The organism is Pedobacter sp., from assembly GCF_040513095.1.
In the GTDB taxonomy this organism is placed as follows: domain Bacteria; phylum Bacteroidota; class Bacteroidia; order Sphingobacteriales; family Sphingobacteriaceae; genus Pedobacter.
In genome coordinates this window covers 1-22,289 of record NZ_JBEVDX010000029.1, presented here as the reverse complement: position 1 = coordinate 22,289, position 22,289 = coordinate 1, and the positions used below count along the sequence as shown (strand labels likewise).

The 22,289-nt window shown below is 44.6% G+C and carries 16 protein-coding genes; 5 read left to right on the top strand and 11 right to left on the bottom strand.

The annotated features are described in order from the left end of the window. From ABWY16_RS04200 to ABWY16_RS04175, 6 genes are all read right to left on the bottom strand, one after another. On the bottom strand, nt 1-883 hold an 883-nt coding region (locus ABWY16_RS04200), incomplete at its 3' end, for an efflux RND transporter periplasmic adaptor subunit (RefSeq protein WP_353903398.1). Between the two features lie 37 nt (nt 884-920). Then, complete coding sequence (locus ABWY16_RS04195) at nt 921-2,294, bottom strand: TolC family protein (RefSeq protein ID WP_353903397.1); 1,374 nt, start codon at nt 2,292-2,294, stop codon at nt 921-923. A 184-nt stretch (nt 2,295-2,478) separates the two neighbouring features. Continuing rightward, nucleotides 2,479-3,087 (bottom strand): TetR/AcrR family transcriptional regulator, encoded by a 609-nt coding sequence (locus tag ABWY16_RS04190; protein WP_353903396.1) that lies wholly within the window; start codon nt 3,085-3,087, stop codon nt 2,479-2,481. Nucleotides 3,088-3,198: 111 nt separating this feature from the next. Then, a complete protein-coding gene (locus tag ABWY16_RS04185) occupies nt 3,199-3,684 on the bottom strand; it encodes a DUF3347 domain-containing protein (protein ID WP_353903395.1) in 486 nt (161 codons plus the stop codon). A 222-nt stretch (nt 3,685-3,906) separates the two neighbouring features. Continuing rightward, on the bottom strand, nt 3,907-5,658 hold the full coding sequence (locus tag ABWY16_RS04180) for a response regulator (RefSeq protein WP_353903394.1): 1,752 nt from the start codon (nt 5,656-5,658) through the stop codon (nt 3,907-3,909). Between the two features lie 27 nt (nt 5,659-5,685). Next, complete coding sequence (locus ABWY16_RS04175; protein WP_353903393.1) at nt 5,686-6,378, bottom strand: LytR/AlgR family response regulator transcription factor; 693 nt, start codon at nt 6,376-6,378, stop codon at nt 5,686-5,688. A 238-nt stretch (nt 6,379-6,616) separates the two neighbouring features. On the opposite strand from ABWY16_RS04175, the gene ABWY16_RS04170 reads away from it, so the two are divergent. Beyond that, complete coding sequence (locus tag ABWY16_RS04170; RefSeq protein ID WP_353903392.1) at nt 6,617-6,811, top strand: YtxH domain-containing protein; 195 nt, start codon at nt 6,617-6,619, stop codon at nt 6,809-6,811. Nucleotides 6,812-6,886: 75 nt separating this feature from the next. Here the strand turns inward: ABWY16_RS04170 and ligD are convergent, their stop codons facing one another. From ligD to ABWY16_RS04145, 5 genes are all read right to left on the bottom strand, one after another. Continuing rightward, on the bottom strand, nt 6,887-9,754 hold the full coding sequence (ligD, locus tag ABWY16_RS04165) for a DNA ligase D (RefSeq protein WP_353903391.1): 2,868 nt from the start codon (nt 9,752-9,754) through the stop codon (nt 6,887-6,889). A 54-nt stretch (nt 9,755-9,808) separates the two neighbouring features. Then, nucleotides 9,809-11,992, bottom strand: coding sequence for an ATP-binding protein (locus tag ABWY16_RS04160; protein ID WP_353903390.1), 2,184 nt, complete (start codon nt 11,990-11,992; stop codon nt 9,809-9,811). 344 nt (nt 11,993-12,336) lie between these two features. Next, nucleotides 12,337-13,452: an AI-2E family transporter gene (locus ABWY16_RS04155; protein WP_353903389.1), complete on the bottom strand. Its 1,116-nt coding sequence runs from the start codon at nt 13,450-13,452 to the stop codon at nt 12,337-12,339. A gap of 112 nt (nt 13,453-13,564) precedes the next feature. Continuing rightward, on the bottom strand, nt 13,565-14,743 hold the full coding sequence (locus tag ABWY16_RS04150; protein WP_353903388.1) for a hypothetical protein: 1,179 nt from the start codon (nt 14,741-14,743) through the stop codon (nt 13,565-13,567). A gap of 228 nt (nt 14,744-14,971) precedes the next feature. Continuing rightward, complete coding sequence (locus ABWY16_RS04145; protein ID WP_353903387.1) at nt 14,972-15,328, bottom strand: response regulator transcription factor; 357 nt, start codon at nt 15,326-15,328, stop codon at nt 14,972-14,974. A 314-nt stretch (nt 15,329-15,642) separates the two neighbouring features. Between ABWY16_RS04145 and ABWY16_RS04140 the strand changes: the two genes are divergently transcribed. The 4 genes from ABWY16_RS04140 to ABWY16_RS04125 all read left to right on the top strand — a co-directional run bounded on the left by ABWY16_RS04140 (nt 15,643) and on the right by ABWY16_RS04125 (nt 22,243). After that, nucleotides 15,643-16,215 (top strand): RNA polymerase sigma factor, encoded by a 573-nt coding sequence (locus tag ABWY16_RS04140; RefSeq protein WP_353903386.1) that lies wholly within the window; start codon nt 15,643-15,645, stop codon nt 16,213-16,215. Nucleotides 16,216-16,288: 73 nt separating this feature from the next. After that, on the top strand, nt 16,289-17,398 hold the full coding sequence (locus ABWY16_RS04135; protein WP_353903385.1) for a FecR family protein: 1,110 nt from the start codon (nt 16,289-16,291) through the stop codon (nt 17,396-17,398). Between the two features lie 168 nt (nt 17,399-17,566). Next, nucleotides 17,567-20,797: a TonB-dependent receptor gene (locus ABWY16_RS04130; RefSeq protein ID WP_353903384.1), complete on the top strand. Its 3,231-nt coding sequence runs from the start codon at nt 17,567-17,569 to the stop codon at nt 20,795-20,797. A gap of 15 nt (nt 20,798-20,812) precedes the next feature. After that, complete coding sequence (locus ABWY16_RS04125; protein WP_353903383.1) at nt 20,813-22,243, top strand: RagB/SusD family nutrient uptake outer membrane protein; 1,431 nt, start codon at nt 20,813-20,815, stop codon at nt 22,241-22,243. The last annotated feature ends 46 nt before the right edge of the window (nt 22,244-22,289 follow it).

Sequence of the window (22,289 nt, the reverse complement as noted above, 5' to 3'; positions counted from 1 at the left end):
CATCAAGTAATGCCTCATAGGGGATCTGCCAGCTACCGCTTCCGGTTCCTGCCTGAGCACCTTTTCCCGACCCGGATGGTTCTATGACTGCCTTGCCAAACATACCCGCTGCGATAGCCCCGGGCTTTTTGCCCGTAAAGCTGATATCTGCAGAAAATGTTCCTGTGGCAGCATCCACACCTTCAGATTTTCTGCTTACAGTGCCGCCAAAAGTTTGTCCTGGTAATGATGAAGTCTGGATCTGTGCATGGTCTTTCAGTTGCAGCACGGCCCATTCGTAATCGCTCACAGCCACCCTGAGCATCCATTTCCCTGATTCTGTCCCATTGGTTTTCAGGATTGCAGTTCCGGCTGTCACCTGCTGTCCCGTATTGGCAAGTTTGCTGAGGATGTACCCATCCTGCGGGGCATGGATTTCTGAATACTGGCGGTTAAAACTGGCCATATTCAGCTGCTGCTGGCTTTGCTGCAGGGTAGTTTTACTGTTTTGCAATTGCTCCAGTGTAGCAACGCTGTCTTTGTAAAGGTTCTGCGTACGCTGGTAATCGCGCTGTGCTTTCTCCACTGCAAGTTTTGCCTGTTGTAACTGGGCGATGATCTCTGTCGGGTTTAAGGTTGCAAGCAATTGCCCCCTTTTGATGGCATCTCCTTCTTTCACGTTTAGGCTACTGATGATCCCTCCTGTTTTAAAAGAAAGCATCACCTCATCATCAGTGGTAAATTGTCCTGATACTGCCATCGGCGCACGGTTATCCTGCTGCTGCAGAGGCATGATCTGTACAGGAATGGTGTCTGCAAAAGTGTTTGCAGGTTCAACGGGGCTGCTGCAGGAATACAGCAGTGCCGAGCACAACAGGAGACTTAAATATGGAAGGTTTTTCATTTTTTTTTGTATATGGCTGGCCGGTGAATAGTTCATGTTAATTGAGGTTGTTAATAGGATATGTAGCCTGACCGCGTTCCAGTTCGGCCAGGGTGATTTGTAAATTTGCCTGGGCATCTGCCAGCTGGAGGCGTGCACCGGTAAGCTGATCTTCGGCATCAATAAGCTCTAAGTACAGTAACTGTCCGGCACGGTAAGCTTTTAGCTGGTCGTTGTAATATTTGAGGGCAAAGCTGAGCTGCGCGGCGGCGCTTTTGTAGGCCGATTTGGCCGACTCATAGTTGTTGTATGACTGATCAAGCTGCAGCAGCAAGGACTGCTGAGTCTGGTCGAGCTGCGCGTTTGCAGCATTGAAGCTGGCGTGCGACTGCTGTGCCCGGTACTTCCTCTGCCCTCCTGTAAATACGTCCCACTGCAAGTTTACGCCCCAGAGGTAATACCGCGTCTTACTGTTAACGTTCCAGTCAAAACCCTGCGATCCGAGATCTACAAATGTATTCAGCTTTGGGATAATGCCCGATTTCTGCATTTTCTCATTCAGGCTGTATACCTGTTTTAAAGTTTCCAGCTGCCTGAGTTCTTCCCTGCCCCTTACGCCTGCCGTGGTATCCGGTTTAAGAATTGCCACTTCCTTCGCAACACTTTCCGTGTATATAGAATCCGTTAAAGGACGGTTGAGCAGAAAGTTAAAGTATGCCCTTGCGTTCTGCGTGTTCCGCTGTGCCTGAATCAGGGCTGCAGTGTTTTTCTCCTGTTCTGTTCTGGAACGCAATAAGGCAGTCCCGTTACGTACGCCGTTGCGCAGCATACTTTCGTTTTCGCGGATATTTTCTTTGATCAGCACTAAGGCACTGTTATATACCGCTATCCCCTGCAAAGCCTGGTAATACCGGTAGTACGCAGTTTTGATATCCTTTACCAACGCACGTTTATAAACGTTTACTGCTGCCTGCTGACTCGTAATAAGCTGCTGTTTGATCAGTTTGTTGTACCTGATCTCAGCATTGATCAGCGGCAGGGAAGTACGTACTTTGGCATCGTAAAAATTGTCGGGGTTGAGCAAAAAGTTCTCGTTCTGCAACTGCGGAAATTTAGCACCGGTGAGCTGGTTGAGTGCCGTATATACTGGGTTCAGGAGATCGCCCAGGGGCACGTCAATCGTTCTTCCGCCCGAAGATTTGGTGTAGCTGCCCAGCAGGCTCACTGTTGGCAGGTACATGGCCTGGGCTTCTTTCAACGCGGCCAGGGATCTGTCCAGATCAAACTGCTGTTGCTTCAGGCCCTGGTTGCCTGCAAAAGCTGTAGCGATATAGCTGTCCAGCTGCCCGGGGGCCGACTGTCCATCTGCATCTGGAATGGCTATGCATGCCATGCCAAACAGCAGGAGGATCTTGGTAAATGATGTAAACATAATAAACAGTGTTTAGTAGTAACGTAAAAAATGAATCGGTTTCTCCGGGTTAATTTATAGGGTTTGTTTAAATATTCTTTTCCGCTCGGTATGGGCACTTACCTGACAGTATATGTCTGAACATATGTTTATTCCTGTACCCCGTACATAGACTAAACAGTGTTCAGTAATGTTACAAAAAAAACTATTTTATCAATAGTTTAACATAATCCTCAATAGCACTGTTAAGGATTTTAGGCATTTCCTTCTCTTCAGCCATCATTTTCAAACGGCAGCGCAGGTTCAATGAAACCAGTCCATGTGCCACAGACCAGGTTTGCAGGGCACATAAGTCCACATCTTTAACCCTTAGCAAATCTTTATCTATGCATTCCTTCAAACAGGTCAGCAGATAGTCAAATGAGTCGCCCCCATTGTCTTTATGCAGTTCCTCGTCCACATTCATCGGCGCCCGGATGATAAACATCAGGTCATACAACTCAGGGTTTGCCAGTCCGAATGCCACGTAAGTCTTTCCAATCTGCATCAACCTCTTGACAGGATCTTTGTGTTTGGCTTTGGTCCTGAATTCTTCCAGTAGTTTTCCGTACGCATCGCGCTGTACTTCATACAGCAATTCGTCTTTATCCTTGTAATACAGGTAAATTGTGCCCGGGCTATATTCAATGGCATCTGCGATATTGCGAATAGAGGTTTTTGCGTACCCGTCTTCGAGGAACATCTTCATTGCGGCAGACCTTATGAGCTGCTTCTTGTCAATTTTTTCCCGTTCTTTTCTCTCTGATATTCCCATTTGCCTGCTGCAGTAATTCCCTATTCAACGATAAATACTGCAAACATACTGAATGGTGTTCAGAAAATGAATAATTATTTAATCTTTTTACAGGAGGGGGCTCAATAAATCCTAAATCGTCTCCGATATTTTGCCGCAGGTCAACATCTGTTTTCCGTAGTAAGGATTTTTAATTTCCTTTGTTTCAGATAACCAATAGCTCTTTTTCATCGGGCAAAACTGATAGTATACAGGTGCTGAGCTTAGTTTTACTGTTTTGGCCAGTTTAAAAAAACCTGCAGATAATGCTGCAAAATATTCACGCTGTTTGCCAAGATCTTTGCTTTCAGCAATATGGCTTGCATCGGTACTTAATTTCTCCTGGCTGGCTTTAAACTCAGTAGCTTCTTCTGCTGAAAACGCTTTAGTGTCTGCAGTCCTGATCTCTTTTAACAATTCCCCTGCTTTAGCAGACGCAGTGGCAGCATCAGAATTTACCAGTGCATTCTTTATTTCGTAGTAAGAACTGAGCAAAGCCTGTTTTTGCTTATCCTGAGCAAAAGCCGATGGTGCTGCAATCGTTGCGATAAAGGCAGCAACTAAAATTAATGTCTTCATAATCATATAATTGATGAAGCAAAAATACAGAATCAGCCGCTTTCAGGATTACATAATTCTGATGAGTTTTTACATAATTTTTGAGCGGCATTTTGCCGGATAGACAATAGATTTAGTACATCAGGCTGCATAACTGCAATATTACAGCTCCTGCTGCCGCCAGCCACATGGTAATCAGCGTAACGCGCTGCTCAAGGCTCTTCGAATTTTTTGGTGTAATGATCATAACTGAGAGTTTTTATGGTTTAACAATTCGTAATAATGGGCAGCTTCCTTTAAGGCCATGCTGCAGTAATTTTTTAACAGTGCATTATGCCCGAGTATAGCCTGTTCCTCATCAGCATATTCCAGCTGATCCAGGATAAATTCCATTTCATCCGTCATGCCCATGATGGAAATGCTGGTCTTCAGGTCATGCGCTATGTAATTGACGGCAGCAAAGTCTTTAGTTAGCAGCGCTAGCTCAATTTCCTCCAGTGCCTTTGGAATCAGTTCCAGGAACTGGGCTGTCACCTGTTTTTCATACTGAACGTTACCCCTGCTGATCTCCTTCATATAGCTCAGATCTATATACGTGTAGACTATCTCCGGGGCTGCCTCAGCCGCGGCAATTCGTTCAGTTTCTTTATTTAAACGTGCAAATTTCGCTATATTGGCATAAAGCTGCTGCTGGTTAATAGGTTTAGGCAGATAGTCGTTCATTCCAAAACTGAGGCATTTTTCACGTTCTCCCGCCAATGCGTGGGCAGTCATTGCAATAATCGGAACATCCAGCTGCAACTGGTTTCTGATGCGTTGTGTTGTTGCATAACCATCCATCCCTGGCATCTGGATATCCATCAGGACCACATCATACTTCCTATCATTGAGTAACTTCAGTGCCTGCAGACCGTTACCTGCAATATCAAATGATAAGTTCCAGCCTTTCAGCAGATACCTCATCAGGTTCTGGTTCATCTGATTGTCGTCCACAACCAGTATGTTCACTGCACCAGAGGCATAAAGCTCCAGCTCATCATCCGCTGGAGGTACCATATCTGCTACCTGTGTTGAGGATATCCGATACGGTATGGAGAAGTGGAATGCTGTACCCTTGCCTGCAGAACTCTCCACCTCAATACTGCCTTTCAGCAGCTGGAGCAGGTCTTTCACAATAGACAATCCCAATCCGGTTCCTCCGTAATTACGTGTAGTAGAATCTTCCGCCTGATGAAACCTGTCGAAGATCCCTCCGATCTTATCTTTTGCAATACCTATTCCCGTGTCACAAACAGAGCAGCCAAGTTCAATTTGCTCGCCCTCATAATTGATCACGTATACCCTCAGCAGCACAAAACCTTTTTCCGTAAACTTAACCGCGTTACCGATGAGGTTCACCAGGATCTGCGTTAGCCGTGTATCATCACCAATGAGCGTGTCCGGTACATCTTCATCAATTTCCAGCTTAATCTCCAGTCGCTTTTCCTTAATCCGCTCAAAGAAAAGCGTTTTTACCGAGTGAAAAAGTCCCCTTACACTGAAGGGTGTGTTTTCGATACGCATCATCCCTGCTTCAATTTTCGACAGGTCAAGGATATCATTGATAATCGCCAGCAGGCTCTCACCCGCTTTCTGAATAGCCTGTACAAATTCCTGCGGTTCAGGATCCAGTTTCCGTATCCCCAGCAGATTAGTAAAACCCAGTATCGCATTGAGGGGAGTCCTGATCTCGTGGCTCATATTCGCCATAAAGTTTTCCTTGATGAGGGCGGCTTTAATAGATCTTTTTTCCGAAGCGTCCAGCTGTTCGATCAGTTTGTGCTGCTGCCTGAAGCGGGCGATGATCAGCCACAACTCGATGCAGCTGATCAGCAGGATCAGACTGCTGATAATGATATTTCCAGATGAAACATACTGATTGTAAATCAGCAAGATAGCACCGGCAGTAAAGAGAGAAATGATCAGCGAAATAAACCTTGTGGTATTCATTTTCATAGAACAGGTTGGGCAGCTAATGATTAGTTAAAGTATATTCAGGCGTTCGTTTAAAATCTTTCTGTAGGTATCTGTTACCGGAAGGAATTTACTGCCAATCTGCAGGGCTCCATCCTGGAAGGCATCAATCTTATTGAGGGCAACGATATATGAGCGGTGCACCCTCAGGAAATTGCAGGAGGGCAGCCTTTCTTCTACCGTTTTAAGTTTGGTATGAATGGCATACAGCTTCTCTTGTGTATAAAGTTTCACATAATCGCCCATGGCCTCTGCAAAAAGGATATCATCCAGTTTCAAACGCCTCACCACGTTTGTATCCCTGATAAAAATAAACTCAGTTTCTGGTTTGGGCTCATATTTATTGCTGTTCAGTATTTCCCTGGCCTTGTTTATCGCCTGTATGAATCTTGCCGGACGCAGTGGTTTCACCAGGTAATCTGCTACATCGAGTTCAAAGGCTTCCACCGCGTAATCTTTTTTTGAAGTGGTAAATATGACAACCGGGCGCAGGCTGCCGAGGTTTCTGATGAGTTCCAGTCCGCTCATTCCGGGCATCTCGATATCCAGGAAAAGCAGGTCCACCGGATTTTCCTGCAGGTAATTATAGGCATCGATAGCATTTGAACATTCGGCACTGACGCAGATGTTTTGAAGTTGGGCAGCCAGTTCGCATAATGTGGCCCTGGCAATGGGATTATCGTCAATGATGAGGCATTTCATAACCGTAGTATTTGAAACAGCAGAGACAATAGTTGTGCCACTCAATTAATACGCTAACTACCAGCATATTAGCTCGAACTACGGGTTTTATTTTTCACGATATATCGCTATTAAATGATATCATGTTGACATTTCGTTATTTCTGCCGGATGCGGACCGGTTCATCTTAACTTAAAATAATAAACTGAACATTTTAGCCGTTATCGTGTTATCTACTAAACCACAAAAAGATATAACTATGGGATTGTTAAAAACAGCAGTAATTGGCGCCGCAGTTTACGGTGTAATTAAGTATGTGACTAAGAAAGATATCAACGGAAAATCAATTGTTGATGACCTGAAAGAAAGTGCTCCTAAATGGGCGGAAGAAGCTAAACGTATTAAAGACGACTTCATTGCCGAGAGAAAAATTTATGACGAGCCAACCTACTAAGTGGCTTTTGAAAATGTCTGATCTCAACAGCAGCCTGTAAAGATTGTTGTCAGAAGATCAGACATTTTTTTGTGATCAGCCAAAAATGCTTTTGGACTTTTTAATCGTCTTCTCCAGATCGATCCCCTTACCAAGCACTCCTTTAAACAAATCTCCCTCCGCCCTCACGCGCTCCACAGCATTAAATATCGTGAAGTCCTTCATGCTCAGTCCTGGTTTAACCTCATCCCAATGCAGTGGCATGGATACCGTTGCACCTGGTTTTGGCCTTAAGGAATATGGACCGGCAATAGTTGCACCCGGACGGTTCTGCAGAAAATCAAGATACATCTTGCCATGACGCTCCGCAATGGTTCTTTCCAGCGTGGTAAAATCAGGCAATTGTTCGTGCACAAGGTTCACTATGAGCTTCGCAAACATCTGTGACTGATCATAGGTATATTTGGCACCCATAGGGATATAAATGTGCATACCGGTTGAGCCGGAAGTTTTACAGAAAGAAGGCACATCTAATGCGTCAAGCACCTTTTTCACTTCCAGTGCCGCCTCGATTACCTGATCAAAAGTGTTTTTATCAGGATCCAGATCTATCACGCAATAATCGGGGTTGTCTTCTGACTGTACGCGGCTGAACCAGGGATTCATTTCAATGCAGCCCAGTGAAGCCATCCAAAGCAAACTCGCCTCGTCCGTGCCTACCAGGTATTCTTTATGCTCCCCCTCCCCGTTGGTGTACGGAAAAGTCTTTACCCACTCCGGCGCTTTGCCTTTCACATCCTTCTGGTAAAAACTGGGTCCGTGTATCCCATTTGGAAAGCGGTTTAGCGACATCGGCCTGTCTTTGATATAAGGGATCATATATTCTGCTATCTGGTAATAATAGTTGAACATATCACGTTTGGATACCTCATCTTCCGGCCAGTATATTTTACTCAGGTGTGTAAACTTGAGCTCATGTCCTTTTACTTTTCTTACCTGGGTTTCATCTTTCGGGTTAAGCAAAGTTCGCTTTCCCTTATCTTTTGCAGGTTCAACCATATCATCAGGTTTATTTATCTTATCAGATTTTTTCGCAGCAGCTTTTGCTTCAGCTTTTGGCGCAGTACTCGTTTCATCAGCCGCTTCCTCCAGTCCGGCTTCTACTTCTTCAATCACCTCAACTGTGGGAGCCGCTGTTTCCCTAACCACCTCTTTTGCTTTTTTATCTATGCGCATGCCCTGGAACGAGGGATGCCTGAATACGCCGTCAGTGGTTACTTCTGCGAAGGCAACCTCACAAACCAGTTCAGGTTTCAGCCATGTTGCTTTCGCCTTCGGCGGATCCGGACGGAAGCGGGAGGGTTTATTCACATCCGGCAGGATCTCAAAGGGGCTTTTATCAGTAATCAAAGGCTTAAACTGAGCGATCATCTCCTTTTGCACCTTGTCCGAAAATCCTGTACCCACTTTACCTACATACTGCAGTGCACCATCTTCATACACACCCAGCAAAAGCGAGCTGAACTGTTTTGAAGTATCTTCATTTTTAGTGAAGCCAGCAATGACCACTTCCTGGCGTTTGTGTACTTTCACTTTGAGCCATTCCTTTGAGCGGTAATCAGACTTATAAATACTGTCGGCTTTCTTCGCTATAATTCCTTCCAGCCCCATTTTCTGGGCTGCTCCGAAGAAATCTATACCATTGGCTTTAAAGACTTTGCTTAGGCGAATCCTGTCATCATCAACCGGGAGTATATCTTTAAGGATTGCCTGGCGCTGATGCAAGGGAAGTTCCATCAGGCTTTTGCCTTCATACCAGAGCAGGTCAAACACGTAGTATACCAGGTCGCCGTCAGCTTCACTGCGCCAGTTTTGTAACTTGCCGAAATTCGAAACTCCCTTTTTGTCCAGCACCAGAATTTCCCCGTCCAGGACGGCGTTGATCTTCCATTCTTTAAGCAGGTCATAAATCGGGTAAAATTTCTCGTTGAAGCTCTTGTTGTTACGGGATAATAATTCAACATCGCCTTTCTTTACAAAGCCTAATGCGCGGTATCCGTCCCATTTCACTTCGTAAGTCCAGCCCGGATCGTCAAAAGGTTCATTTACCAGCGTTGCCAGCATGGGTTTCATACCCGTAGGGATGGCTGATTTTGATAACTTTTTAAGCAAAGCAGCAGGGTCTGCTTCTTCATCAGCATCAGAACTTTGCTCCTCATCTTTTTTTTTCTTTGCAGCCGGTGCTGTTTTACTCTTTTTCTTACCGGTATTTTTATCTTTAGCAGATGCTGCAGTTTTGCTTTTACCTTTCGCTTCAGGAGCTGGTTTATCAGCAGCCTTCTCCTTCTTTACATGCTCCTCATGCCCGTCTTTCCAGACAGCATCGCTGCTCTTCTCTACAGCTGCTATGGTCTTGCCGGATAAAACAGATTCATCTTTTTTCGTAATATCCTTCTTCGAAGCATACTCATCATTATGCTTGATCATGAGCCATGAGTTTTCGCCCATACCATGCGTTTTCACCAGGGCAAACTCTCCTTCCAGCTTCTCACCATGTAACTTTATCTTCAACGAACCTGATTCCAATTGTTTCAGCAGGTGTTTCTCCTGTGCTTTCTTTCCCTTGATCTCCTCGATAGGCTCATACGTTCCCTGATCCCAGACAATCACAGTACCTCCTCCGTATTCTCCTTCAGGAATGATGCCTTCAAAATTGCGGTAATCGTAGGGATGGTCTTCTACCATCATGGCCAGGCGCTTCATCTTCGGATCTGTTGAAGGGCCTTTCGGCACTGCCCAGCTTTTGAGCACCCCATCCATTTCCAGTCTGAAATCATAATGCAGCCGTGAAGCATCATGTTTCTGGATCACAAAAAGTAACTGGTTTTTATCTTTGCTTTTCCCTGCTTTTGGTTCTGCAGTTTTGCTGAAATCGCGCTTGGCAACGTATTTAGATAAAGTCATGGTAAATGATTTTCCTAATAAAGCCGCAAAAGCTCAAAAAAGTTTTATGTTTTTTTATCCCCTCTCCTCCAGTAACATCGGATCTTTCAGCGCTTCGGTAATGGTGTCGAGCAGGTTTTGTTCTGTAAAGGGTTTCAGAATTACGCCGTTCATCCCGGCTGTGATATAATTATCGCGGTCTTCTTTTAGCGCATTGGCTGTTAAGGCCAGGATTGGAATATAGGATTTTCCTATATCAGCGTAACTCCGGATCAGTCCTGCAAGTTCAACCCCTCCCATTTCAGGCATTTCGATATCGGTGAGCACCAGGTCGTAATAATGTGATTCAAAGAGTGAAAAGGCCTGTACACCATCTTCGGCCACATCAAAAGTCAGGTTCCATTTTTTTAGAATAGTTGTCAGCAGCAACACGTTGAGCTTATTGTCCTCTGCGACCAGGATATGCTTGCCGATCAGTTCTTCATGGGCTCCCGGCTCGGTAAGTTTCTTTTTCTTACATGCCACAGGCTCAACCGGTTCAAAAGGTAGATGAAAAGTAAACACCGATCCTTTATCCGGCTCACTGGTTACAGTGATAGAGCCGCCCTGCAGTTCCACTATCTTTTTAGAAATCGCCAAGCCGAGGCCGGTACCCTTTTGGGAAGCTTTTTGCTGGGCAGAAACGATCTGCGAAAACTCGCCGAAAATCAGCGGGATATTCTCTTTGCTGATCCCTAAACCGCTATCCTGCACAGCCACATGTAAAATCCTTTTGGACATAGCCCCATCAGTTATCGAAGCGCGAAGGATCACTTTACCAACTGTAGTGAATTTAATGGCATTGCTCATCAGGTTAATCACTACCTGCTTCAACCTGAATGCATCACCTTTCAGGCAAATTTCTTCGTCCACGTTCAATTCTTTCTCAAGTTGAATACCTTTATGCTCGGCCTGGATGCGTAAACTGTTGAATACTTCTTCCAGGGAATCATGGGGAACAAACGGGGCATTATCAAAACTCATCTTTCCGGTTTCAAACTTGGAGAAGTCGAGGATCTCGTTAACAACATCCAGCAGCAAACGTGAAGAACTGCTGATCGCTTCAAGCTGTTCCTTTTGAATTTCGTCAAGCGGGCTCTGGCTCAGCTGCTCAGAAAATCCGATTACAGAGTTCAGCGGGGTACGGATCTCGTGGCTCATACTGGCCAGGAAAGCGCTTTTAGATAAAGCATACTGTTCTGCATCCAGACTATAGCTGATGATTTCCTCTTCGTTCCTGAAGATCTTCCAGATATTATATAAAATGATAACCACTATAGTTATCAGGAACAGAAAGATCAGGCCTGATAGACTTTTGAATTTGAAAACCACATCCTGCAGACTGTTATTCAACTCATTCCTGCCATTGGCGATATACTGCTGTTCAGCCTCTTTAAACTTTTTAAGGTTGGTGATGATTTCGTTGATCAGGGTTGTGTTCACTTTCAGCATCTCCTGCTCAGAATTTCTCAGCTTATCATTTACCTGGTAGATCTCGCGGATGTGCTTTCGCGATGCCAGCGCATCCTTCGGGATGATCGTTCTGCTCTCCACCCGGGTTGCTATTTTTCTCTCCACCAGTATAGGTTTCTTCTGTTGCTCCTGAGCTTGTTTTGACGCTTCCGCAGATTTTCTGGAAGAAAAAGCCTCGAAGACCCGCCCAAAAAATCTTTTCTTGACAATGGGCTTAGCTACAGGTTTGATCGTATCGATCTTCACTTCACTAATGTATTTGCTTACAACCGGCACTTTTATAGGTACTGTTGCAGCCTCTTCAATTATAGTGTTGATTTTCCCGACAGACTGCAGAAGACTATCAGACAAGATCTTAAGCCTGGTATAACTTGTTGTCTTTGCAGTTTTTTCGTGGATCAGCTGCTGCAGGTTCCTGTCTACCAGTACTGGCTGGCTCTTCATATTGAGCTGAAGAATCATCTGGTTTACGAAACTGATATCGGCAGAAAAGGCATTAAAGTATTTGCTGTCAGAAGTCAGGCTGTACATTCTGCTGTTGTTATCAGCGCTGTATAAACTGATCAGGCAGTTATCAATCATTGCTGTACTTTCGCGGGCCAGGATCATCTGGTGCACATTATAACGTACGCTTTCGGCTCTTCTGTAATAGAGGTACAGGTAAAAGGCACTGATAAATAAAACAACTATTAAAGACACTATTAAAGCATATCTGAGTATCGGAATCTTTCTAACCTTCGAAATCATAAGAGCAGCAACGTTTTGTGTGTTTTACCACATGATATTTACAATGAAAATGCCAACACAAAAATCCTGGTCTCTTTTACATCTCATTTTGCATAGCGAACGGGAGTATTTGCTACTAAAGATGCAAGATCGGGTTCGGTATAGGGATAGAAATCTATATTAAACTGTCTGACTGTTAGTCATCAAAGTATGGGTGTCTTGTCAAAGCGTTAATGTAACTATCTTAACAACGAATATTCTTCATTTGTTTGCTTTTTTTGAAACACTGATGATCCAGCACGCAAAATATCTCTGCTAATGCTAAAATACTGCATGGGATAAAGACCGATCAGGTGTCTTTTTAATTAAGGCTTTACTATTTCTTCTGCCACTGATTCCTTTAAGGGTCTCTTCCAGAAAGGTCGTTTTCTTCTCTCAGCTGTAGAAATTTCATCGCCCAGCAGTTTGCCCCATGGTTTAAGGTCATCGATCCTGTCAAATATGATCTTCAGGATGGCCACAAAAGGTATGGAAAGGAACATTCCCGAAACACCCCACAGTGCTCCGCCCAGCAATACAATCAGTATAGAAACCAGCGCATTGATCTTCACTTTGGAAGATACTATATTGGGTACCAGGAAATTGTTATCGATAAACTGGATAACAGCATAAGCGCCTATGATCAGCAGCTGGGTGGTATAGCCGTCTTTGGTTACTGTAGCCATAAGCACCGGCAACAAGATGGCGATGATTCCTCCGAGGTACGGGATCATATTTAAGATCGCCCCGATCACGCCAAAGAGTATAGCATATTTTACACCCAGGATCAGCAGTGCTGCTGAATTCATTACAGCTACAATGCCTGCTTCGATCAGGAGCCCTACCATATAACTTTGGATGGCCAGCTTGGTTTCACTCAAAACATCGGCTACTTTTTCAGAATTTTCTTCGGCGAATACCTCATACAGGAATTGCAGTACTTTAGTTTTATACCAGAGGATCAGAAATACATATACAGGGATCAGGAAAACTACGCCCAGAATACCAATAGCGGTACCCAGTGTATGGCCCACCATAGCTTTACTGCTGTTGAGCGCTTCATTGATCAACTGTACCTGTTTCTGGATACTTACACCAAAATCACTCTGCAGCCAGTTCTGGAACATCACCAGCAGGTGGTTGAATTTCTGGATCAGCATCGGCAGGCTTTCGCCAAACTGGGCAATCTGCGTCGAGAGAAAATAGATGACTCCCATGATGAGCACCAGTGCGATGAACATGGCCAGCACAATTGCCGCTAATTTGGGTAGTTTCTTTTTCTGGATGCGGTTAACCAGCGGATTCAGCAGGATCGCAATGATCAGCGCAAATGCCAGCGGGGTTAGAATATCCCTGAGGTTCAGCAGGGTATATGTCAGCAAAATCAAACCGAAAAGCACTACAGTGCTTTTGATATAAAAGGGATATTCTTTAGCAGGCATATGTTTGAGATTACGGTGAGATAACAGTGTTTAATCTGATTTGTTTCAGCCGCTAATATACATCAAAGCTCTTGCCCCGTTCCAGTAAAATGATAGCAGGAAAAATTTAAAATCAGTTTTTTTCGTTGTTGAATCCTGGTTTGATAAACAGGAAAGTGAAAAGCGCCCTTGCACTCCATCTCCTGCCGCTCCTTTTGAACTGGATCAGCTTTACGTATCGTGCTTTCAGGTAAATGCGCAGCCAGGCAAAGGCACCCAGGAACAACAGCCCTGCCACAGCCTCCATGTACACATGAAAGAAAGTTGCAGAACACAGGATCAGCAGGTAAAAAAGAATCCAGTCTATCGCCGGCAGTGCTTTAAAGCCCAGTACCGTGGTAAACTCATCCAGCCAGATCGTATACTTTTTGAGGTAATTGATGTGATAGAACCTGTTGTAGATCAACAATGTAAGGAACGTTACGGTAAGCAACAACCATCCTGTGCTGATCACATTTTCTTTTTGCTGTAATGACAGGAAGATGTCGAACAGCACCATTGTACTTGGCTTGTCGCCAAAAGTTGTATGATGCACATCATTGTCAAAATCGCCAATCATGATAAATTTCTTTTTCTGCAGCTGCGCTGCAAAATTGCCGGGATTTTCCTTTGCTGATTTGATCACATACTGGATAGTCATTACCTGGTCTTCGTATACCGCCTTGGGAATATCACGGCCCAGTTCTTCATTGATCAGTATCGTATTAAAGAACCAGTCGTTGCCAATCTGAAGCGCATCACCCAAACAGGCAGCGTGCAAATGGTTTACCCTTTCATACATCAGGACGGGGATGGTCTTTACACAGTTATTATCCGTCAGATGAAACTTAACCATAGAATTTGAAAAGATCATAAAAGGGATTCGCGGCGGCCTGAAACCAATTGTACCGCTCGTTCCTGCCCTGAACACATTCGGGGTAATCTCGCCAAACCAATTAGTTCTTACAGTGGAGAGCAGGTTTGGGAAGGCCGACATCGAATTCTGCAGCTTCCAGTCCTTCGCGCTGGCGATATCAAAAAACATATCGCATACGACGATCTGTTCCGGGCTGGTATTTTTATGGAGCAGCTGCAGCAGCGTGTCCAGTTTCTCGCGATCGGCCATTACATGCGTACCATTTTCATCATCCACAATCGCACTGCTGTGCGCCACATCGATAAACATCACATCATCCATTCCATAAGGAAGTTCATCTCCGCGGTTAAAGAAATCAGCAATTTTTACGGTGGCCTTTGTGAAAGTTTCCTCCATGATAAAATTCAGGGGAAGGTTTGCCCAGCAATACATTGCTGTAAGCAACAATAAGGCAACAGTGAGGGAATTTAATAATTCCCCGAAGAATTTTAAATGTTTAGATATAAAGGATAAAAGAGGGCGCAATACAACAAAGCGGTTAGGTTATTTACAGGGTCTAAAATAGTCAGGAAATGTATATAATCCTAGAAATAAGAAAATTAGTTTCAGCCGAAATGTATGCCTTCAAATGATTCCATTTCTGATTGCAAAACTAACAAGAGCAGTGGCATTCGGTTTATGGCTTTTCTCCTGCATGCTCCTGCGGTGATTGATCACTGTATGCTCGCTGATGTGCAGCTTATCGGCAATCATTTTACTGCTTAAACCTTCTGCCATCCACAGCAAAACTTCCTTTTCACGCTTTGAGAACATTTTATCCAGTTGCTGCAGCAAAGCATATGGTTCGGGATTTGCATTTGTTATATGTGAGAACTGAGCAGGGTTGTATAGCTCAGGGAGCTGACGTTTATCATCCTGCAGCTCTTCTGTCTGATGATAATTTAACCTGGTGACCGCGTTGATGGAGAGCGTTTTATACATGATCTTCAGTTATTTACAAATAAATGTAGCTAAAAATATTTATATAAAAATGACAACTTCTTGTCATTGTATTTTTTTTTATTTTTAGCGCTTCAAGTCATATGTCAGCTTACATAATTTCCTTCCCGGCCGCAAAACTTAAATTTAATAACGATCCGCCAACTGCCCTTACTGCTATAAAACGTGGAATCATATGTCGATGATTCCTATATAAACTCTAAAATATCTTGAACTAATCTCAAAAATCTGTATTAATAATGCAGAATTTTGTTAAAACTATATTAATAATATAGGAATATCCATATTATTGCAGAATGCAAGGGGCTGTCGATCAGGAAATAGATTTATTAATCAAACTTAAATCCCAGGATCCTGCTGCATTCTCCAAAATTTATAAACTTTACATCAAAAAAGTATACGGATTTACCTTAAGTATTGTAAAATCTCCTGCACTCGCCGAAGATATTACGCATGATACTTTCGTTAAACTCTGGGAAAACGCGTCCTTGGTTTATACAGACCGGCCAATTCAGGCCTACCTGTTTACACTGGCTAAGAACCATGCTTTAAATACCATCAGGCGTGCTTCAAGGGAAACCTGGATCTCAGATGAAATGATTTCAAACGCTAAAACAGCCGCAGAAGACGGACTGCAATTTACGCAACGCAAAGATACCGGCCACTTTATCCGCATGGCAATGGAGCAGCTGCCGCCACAGCGCAGGATCATTTACGACCTTTGCCGCAACCAGGGACTGACGTACAAACAGGCAGCAGAAAAACTGGGCATTAAAGATAGTACCGTAAACAGTCAGATGGTCAAAGCTTTAAAGACCATCAAAGACTTTATGATCCGCAACGGCGCACTCCTTTCCATTTTGTTTTAATTATTTTCATTTTTTTTCCATGTAAAGTAAATGTATCCGCAGTGTTAAGTGTATTGCATAAAACCACGACACATTGGAAAAGCCGATCAAGCAATTATTCATAGATTTTATAGAGGACAAATGTTCGGAGCAGGAGATTTTACAGGTACAGCAGTATCTGAAAGAAGACCTGCATCACCAGGAATGGCGCGAAGCTATTGACGAGGTTGAAGCCAGGCTGCTCAGCAACGACTACTCCCAGATCCGCATTGACGAAGAGCAGCTTTTCAGCCGGGTACAAAAGTCGGCAGGCATTTCTTCGGATAGTTATGATGCAGGCAAAAACATCAAATCATTTGGCAACCCAATGTCAGGTTCAGCGAATGGCAGCGATGGAGTTAATCAATCACGAAGAAATGCTGGTAAAGGCCAGTTCAACACCTTCAAAAACTACACCTGGATAGGTTACGCCGCAGCATTCCTGATCATCCTTGCTGCAGGATTTTTCCTGAACAAACCTGCAAGACAAAGCGCCGCTCCTCAGCTCAGCCAAATCAAAACCACTCCTGCGGCTAAAAAGGACACCCATAAATGGATTAAACTTCCTGACGGCAGTTCCGTGCAGCTGAACAATGACAGCCACCTGGATTATCCTGAGAGCTTTGCAGGAAATAACACAAGAGAAGTTACCCTCACCGGAGAAGCTTACTTTGATGTAAAACACGACCAGAAACACCCTTTTATCATCCATACCGGAAAAATCCGCACAACTGTCCTGGGTACAGCATTCAACATCAGCGCCTACAAAGCCTCCAGCGGAGTAGTAGTTACAGTTACCCGCGGAAAAGTAATGGTACAGGATGGCAAAAAGACCTTAGCGATCCTCAGTCCCAACCAGCAGTTCGCCTGGAACAACAACAGTCAAGCTGTAAAAGCAGATGTAAACGCAGAAAAGATCACAGCCTGGAAAAACACAGATATTATCATGGATGATATCACCCTGGCGGATGCCGCACAGATCATTACCGAACGCTATGGAATGGAAGTCCGTTTCAGCAATGATAAAGTAAAGAACTGCCGGTTCACCGCAGCCTTCCTCAACAGCAATGAGATCGGACAGGTACTCCATGTACTGTCAGACATTACCGGTGCAAGCCTTACCCTGAAAAATAACAGTATCACAATAGACGGCCCAGGCTGTTAAAAACCGATCAAAGCAAGTCCCGGCGGCCACCGGGACTTGTAATATGGTCTTAAATCTTCGAATGTTCAACCTAAAACCAATGCAATGTATTACAATTCTACCCCTTTTGCAAGCCGGTCTGTACCGGCTTTAAATTCTCCGTTTACTTTTAAGAAACTCAGATTCTTTATGAAGATTAACGCCATAATCCTGATTACGATGCTCACTGCTGCCGGCAGCATCATGGCCTCGGGTACAAAAGCCCAGACCATGACCGACGTGAATGTATCTGTAGGATTAAACCAGGGCACTTTACTGTCTGCACTGTCAAAAATCGAAAGCCAGAGCGATTTCAGGTTTGCCTACAAAAAAGAGCTGATCTCCTCGCTGAAAGAGATCACGATCAGCCAGCAGACCCGCTCCGTGAAACTAACGCTTGATGAGCTCCTCGCTGGCACTGGTATCAGCTATAAGCAATTGAACAACAGCATCATCCTGTTCAAACCAGAACCTACATCAGTAAGTGCAACCGCACAGGAACCTATCACAGGAACTGTAAAAGATGAAGCTGGTTTACCGATCCCGGGTGTATCCGTTAAGATTAAGGGACAGCCGGTCGTGGCCATCACAGATCAGAACGGACGCTTCTCCATCTCTTCGGCTACGCGCATCAGCTACCTGCAGTTTATTTACATCGGCTATGCCACACAGGAATATAAAGCAGAGGCCGGCCAGTCTGTGCAAATTTCCCTGAAACCGGATGTAGGTACATTGGATGCGGTAGTGGTTATCGGTTACGGTACCACAACCAAGAGAAACAATACCGGAGCAGTTGCTTCTGTAACTTCCAAAGATATAGCGAGTCAGCCTGTATCTGATCCACTAGCTGCTTTACAAGGCCGCGTTGCAGGATTAGACATCAGCGGTTCCAATGGTTACTCGGGTTCTGCCTATACTGTACGTCTTCGTGGTATCAATTCGATCACCGGTGGTAACGATCCTCTTTATATAGTTGATGGCGTACCTTTCGGTTCAGCTACACTTAACCAGTTCAGCGGTGCCAATGGCAGCAGCAGTCCACTCAACAGTATCAACCCTGCAGATATCGACAGGATTGACGTACTGAAAGATGCAGATGCTACAGCAATCTACGGATCAAGAGGTGCCAATGGTGTAATCCTCATCACCACCAAAAAAGGTAAAGCCGGTAAAACTTCAGTAGATGCAAACGTGTACAGCGGGATTTCTTTTGTGAACCACAAGGTGGATGTGCTGAACACTGCGCAATACCTCGCCCTGCGTAAGGAAGCTTTTGCCAATGATAAAATTACACCTACGGTGGATAATGCGCTTGATCTTTTAAGCTGGGACCAGACAGCAAATACCGACTGGCAGGAAAAACTGATTGGCAATACCGCAAAGATGACCGAGGCACAGTTATCATTATCAGGCGGGTCCGACCTGACCAATTTCCTTGTAAGCGGAACTTACCGCAAGGAAACTACCGTTCTGCCCGGCGACCAGGGGTATCAGCGTGGCGCGTTCAACTTTAACCTCAACCACAAATCGGCCGATAACAAGTTTAGCCTCAGTACCTCAGTAAAATATGTAGGCGATCAGAACAACTCAATGCCTACTGACGTAACGCAGTATTACAATACATCACCCAACTACCCAATCTACAATGCTGACGGAACATTCTACTGGCCAACCACAGGAGGGCAGAACCCTATCGCCTACCTGGAGCGCCAGTATTTGTCTACTACCCAGAACCTTTCAGGCAATACCGTAGCCAAATATGTGATCCTGCCGGGATTCAATGCCCAGGTAAGCGCCGGATACAACCGCATCAGCATGAAGCAGACAAATACGCAGCCGCAAAGCTCGTTTAACCCAACACTTTATACAGGTAGCCTTGCCTATTACGGAAACAGTTCTGTAAATACCTGGCTGGTAGAACCGATGCTCGATTATACTAAAAAGATCAGTAAAGGGACCCTGCAAGTACTTGCCGGAGGAACATTACAATCCAGCACAACCGAGGGATCAAACGTACTGGGCGCAGGATTTGCGAGTGATGAACAGCTCGACAATCCAAAAGCAGCAGTTACCCTGACATCACAATCTTATAACTATGTAAAATACAAATACTCTTCGGTCTATGCCCGTGCAACCTATAACTGGGACGAGCGTTATATCCTGAACGGTACATTCCGCCGTGATGGTTCATCCCGTTTCGGTCCGGATAACCGCTTTGGAAACTTTGGCGCCATCGGTGCAGCATGGCTATTCAGCAATGAATCTTTCATCAAGGATAAACTGAGTTTCCTGAGCTTTGGTAAACTGCGCGGAAGTTACGGTACAGTGGGTAACGACCAGATCGGTAACTACCAGTATTATGACAGCTGGAGCGCAACAGATTTCGCTTATGCCGGTTCCGGAGGTTTATATCCAAGCCGTTTTGCCAATAAAAACTATGGCTGGGAAGTTAACCACAAGCTTGAAGCCGCTGTGGAATTGGGATTCCTGAAAGACAGGATCCTGCTTACCGCAGATTATTACCGTAACAAATCTTCCAATCAGCTTATCCAGTATGTGTTGTCGTCCCAATCGGGTTATACATCTTACATAGCCAACCTGCCTGCAGAGGTAGAAAACAAAGGCTGGGAGTTTGAACTGAGCACGGTAAACATCAACAAAGGCAATTTCAAATGGAACAGTGCCTTCAACTTAACCTTTGCCAAAAACAGATTGTTGAAATACCCTGGATTAGCTGCTTCATCCTACGCTAACACACTTTTTATAGGGCAGCCCCTCAATGTGGTAACAGGCTATCTTTCAACCGGAATCAACCCTGCAACTGGTATCCCTACTTTTGTAGACAAAAATGGTAATGGTACAATCACCAACCCTGCTGATATGTTTGTGCTGGGTACAACAACACCGAAATTTTACGGAGGTTTCCAGAATACGCTGAGCTATAAAAACCTGAGCCTTAGCTTCTTCTTCCAGTTTGTTAAACAGGATGGCCCTTTATTGAACTACGGAACATTATCAGGCACTATCGGCTCACGTGCAAACAAAGACCTGAGCGCACTGGACCGCTGGACTACAGCCGGGCAGGTTACAGATGTACCAATCGCAACTGCCACTACAGGCGCAGCTTATGCCGCTTACAATCAGTGGAGATTATCCAGTGCAAACTGGGGTGATGCTTCTTACATCCGTTTAAAGAATGCTACCCTCCGCTACAACCTGGGTTCGGTTTTCAAGAATTTGAAGATCAGCAATTTCTCTATTTACCTGCAGGGACAAAACCTGTTCACTATTACCAACTACAATGGTTTTGACCCTGAGACAAAAGGTCTTGTTTTACCTCCGCTGAGCATTTACACTGCCGGTTTACAAGTTTCATTCTAATCTTTAATATTTTAAATGATGAAAGCACTACAATATATACTAATCGCAATCCTGATCGCTTCTGCTACCTCCTGCGAGAAATTCGTGGCTGTGGATCCGCCAATTACAGAACTGGCAGAAAGCGCAGTATTTGTGAGCGATAAAACCGCTACAGCTGCTATGGTAGGGATTTATTCTGATATGAATGCCTACAATTATACTTTTGCCAACGAGATCACCATGTTTATGGGCCCTTTTTCTGCGGATGAATTTAATTATGAAGCTACAGCAGCTTTACTGCTTGAATTTAAAAACAATGCCGTGCAGCCGAGCAATACTTATAACGGCCTTGCCTGGTCGGGTCCTTACAACTACATCTACCGCTGCAATGCTGTGATCGAGGGGGTCAATGCTTCTACCACACTTAGCACTGCCGTAAAAACACAGCTGCTTGGCGAGGCAAAATTCCTGCGCGCATTCTGTTATTTCTATCTGGTAAACCTGTATGGTGATGTACCCCTGATTTTGGACACTGATGTGTTGAAGAACACTAATCTACCAAGAACTGCTTCTGCACAGGTGTATACTTCTATTATTGCTGATCTTACCGAAGCAAAAAGTCTGTTGGCAACTGCCTATCCAACTGGTGGGGAGCGTACCCGTCCTACCAAAGGTGCTGCAAGCCTTTTACTTTCGCGGGCTTACCTGTACACCGGCAACTATGCTTCTGCAGAAAGCGAAGCTGATGCTGTAATAGCAAATGCAAACTACAAATTGCTGGCCAGTGCAGATATTAATAAGGTCTTCCTCAAAAACAGCACCGAAACCGTTTGGCAATTGCAGTCGGTGAATGTTTCTGCCAACAAAAACACCTGGGAAGGCTACAATATGACGCCTTCAAACACTGCAGCCCCGGTAACCAACTTCAGGTTAACCAGAGATACTTACGGTTTGGTGAACGCTTTTGAAACAGGAGATTTGCGCAAGAGCAACTGGACTGGCAGCTGGGTTACGGCAGCAAAAGTAACACTTACTTATCCGTATAAATATAAAGTGCAGAGCAATGCAGCAGTAACTGAATATTCGATGGTACTGCGTTTTGCAGAAGCCTATCTGATCCGTGCCGAAGCCAGGATTCAGCAGAATAAACTTGCTTTGGGCAAGGCCGATCTGGATGTGATCCGTTCACGCGCAGGTTTACCCGCACTGGCCCTTCCTGCAAGTATAGCTGCTGGAATGCTTCAGGTTGAAAAGGAACGCCGCATTGAACTTTTTGCAGAATGGGGACACCGCTGGTTCGACTTAAAAAGATGGAAAAGCCTTACGGGCGATGCTACAAAATCGCGCGCCGATGATATCCTTCCTTTGAGTAAGACTACCTGGAAATCTTCCGCAGCCCTGATGCCTATTCCTGCTGAGGCGATTACTTCCAACCCTAATCTGGTACAAAACCCGGGTTATAACTAAGATCCCATGATCAAAAAAATAATCATCCTGTTGAGTCTTGTAACTG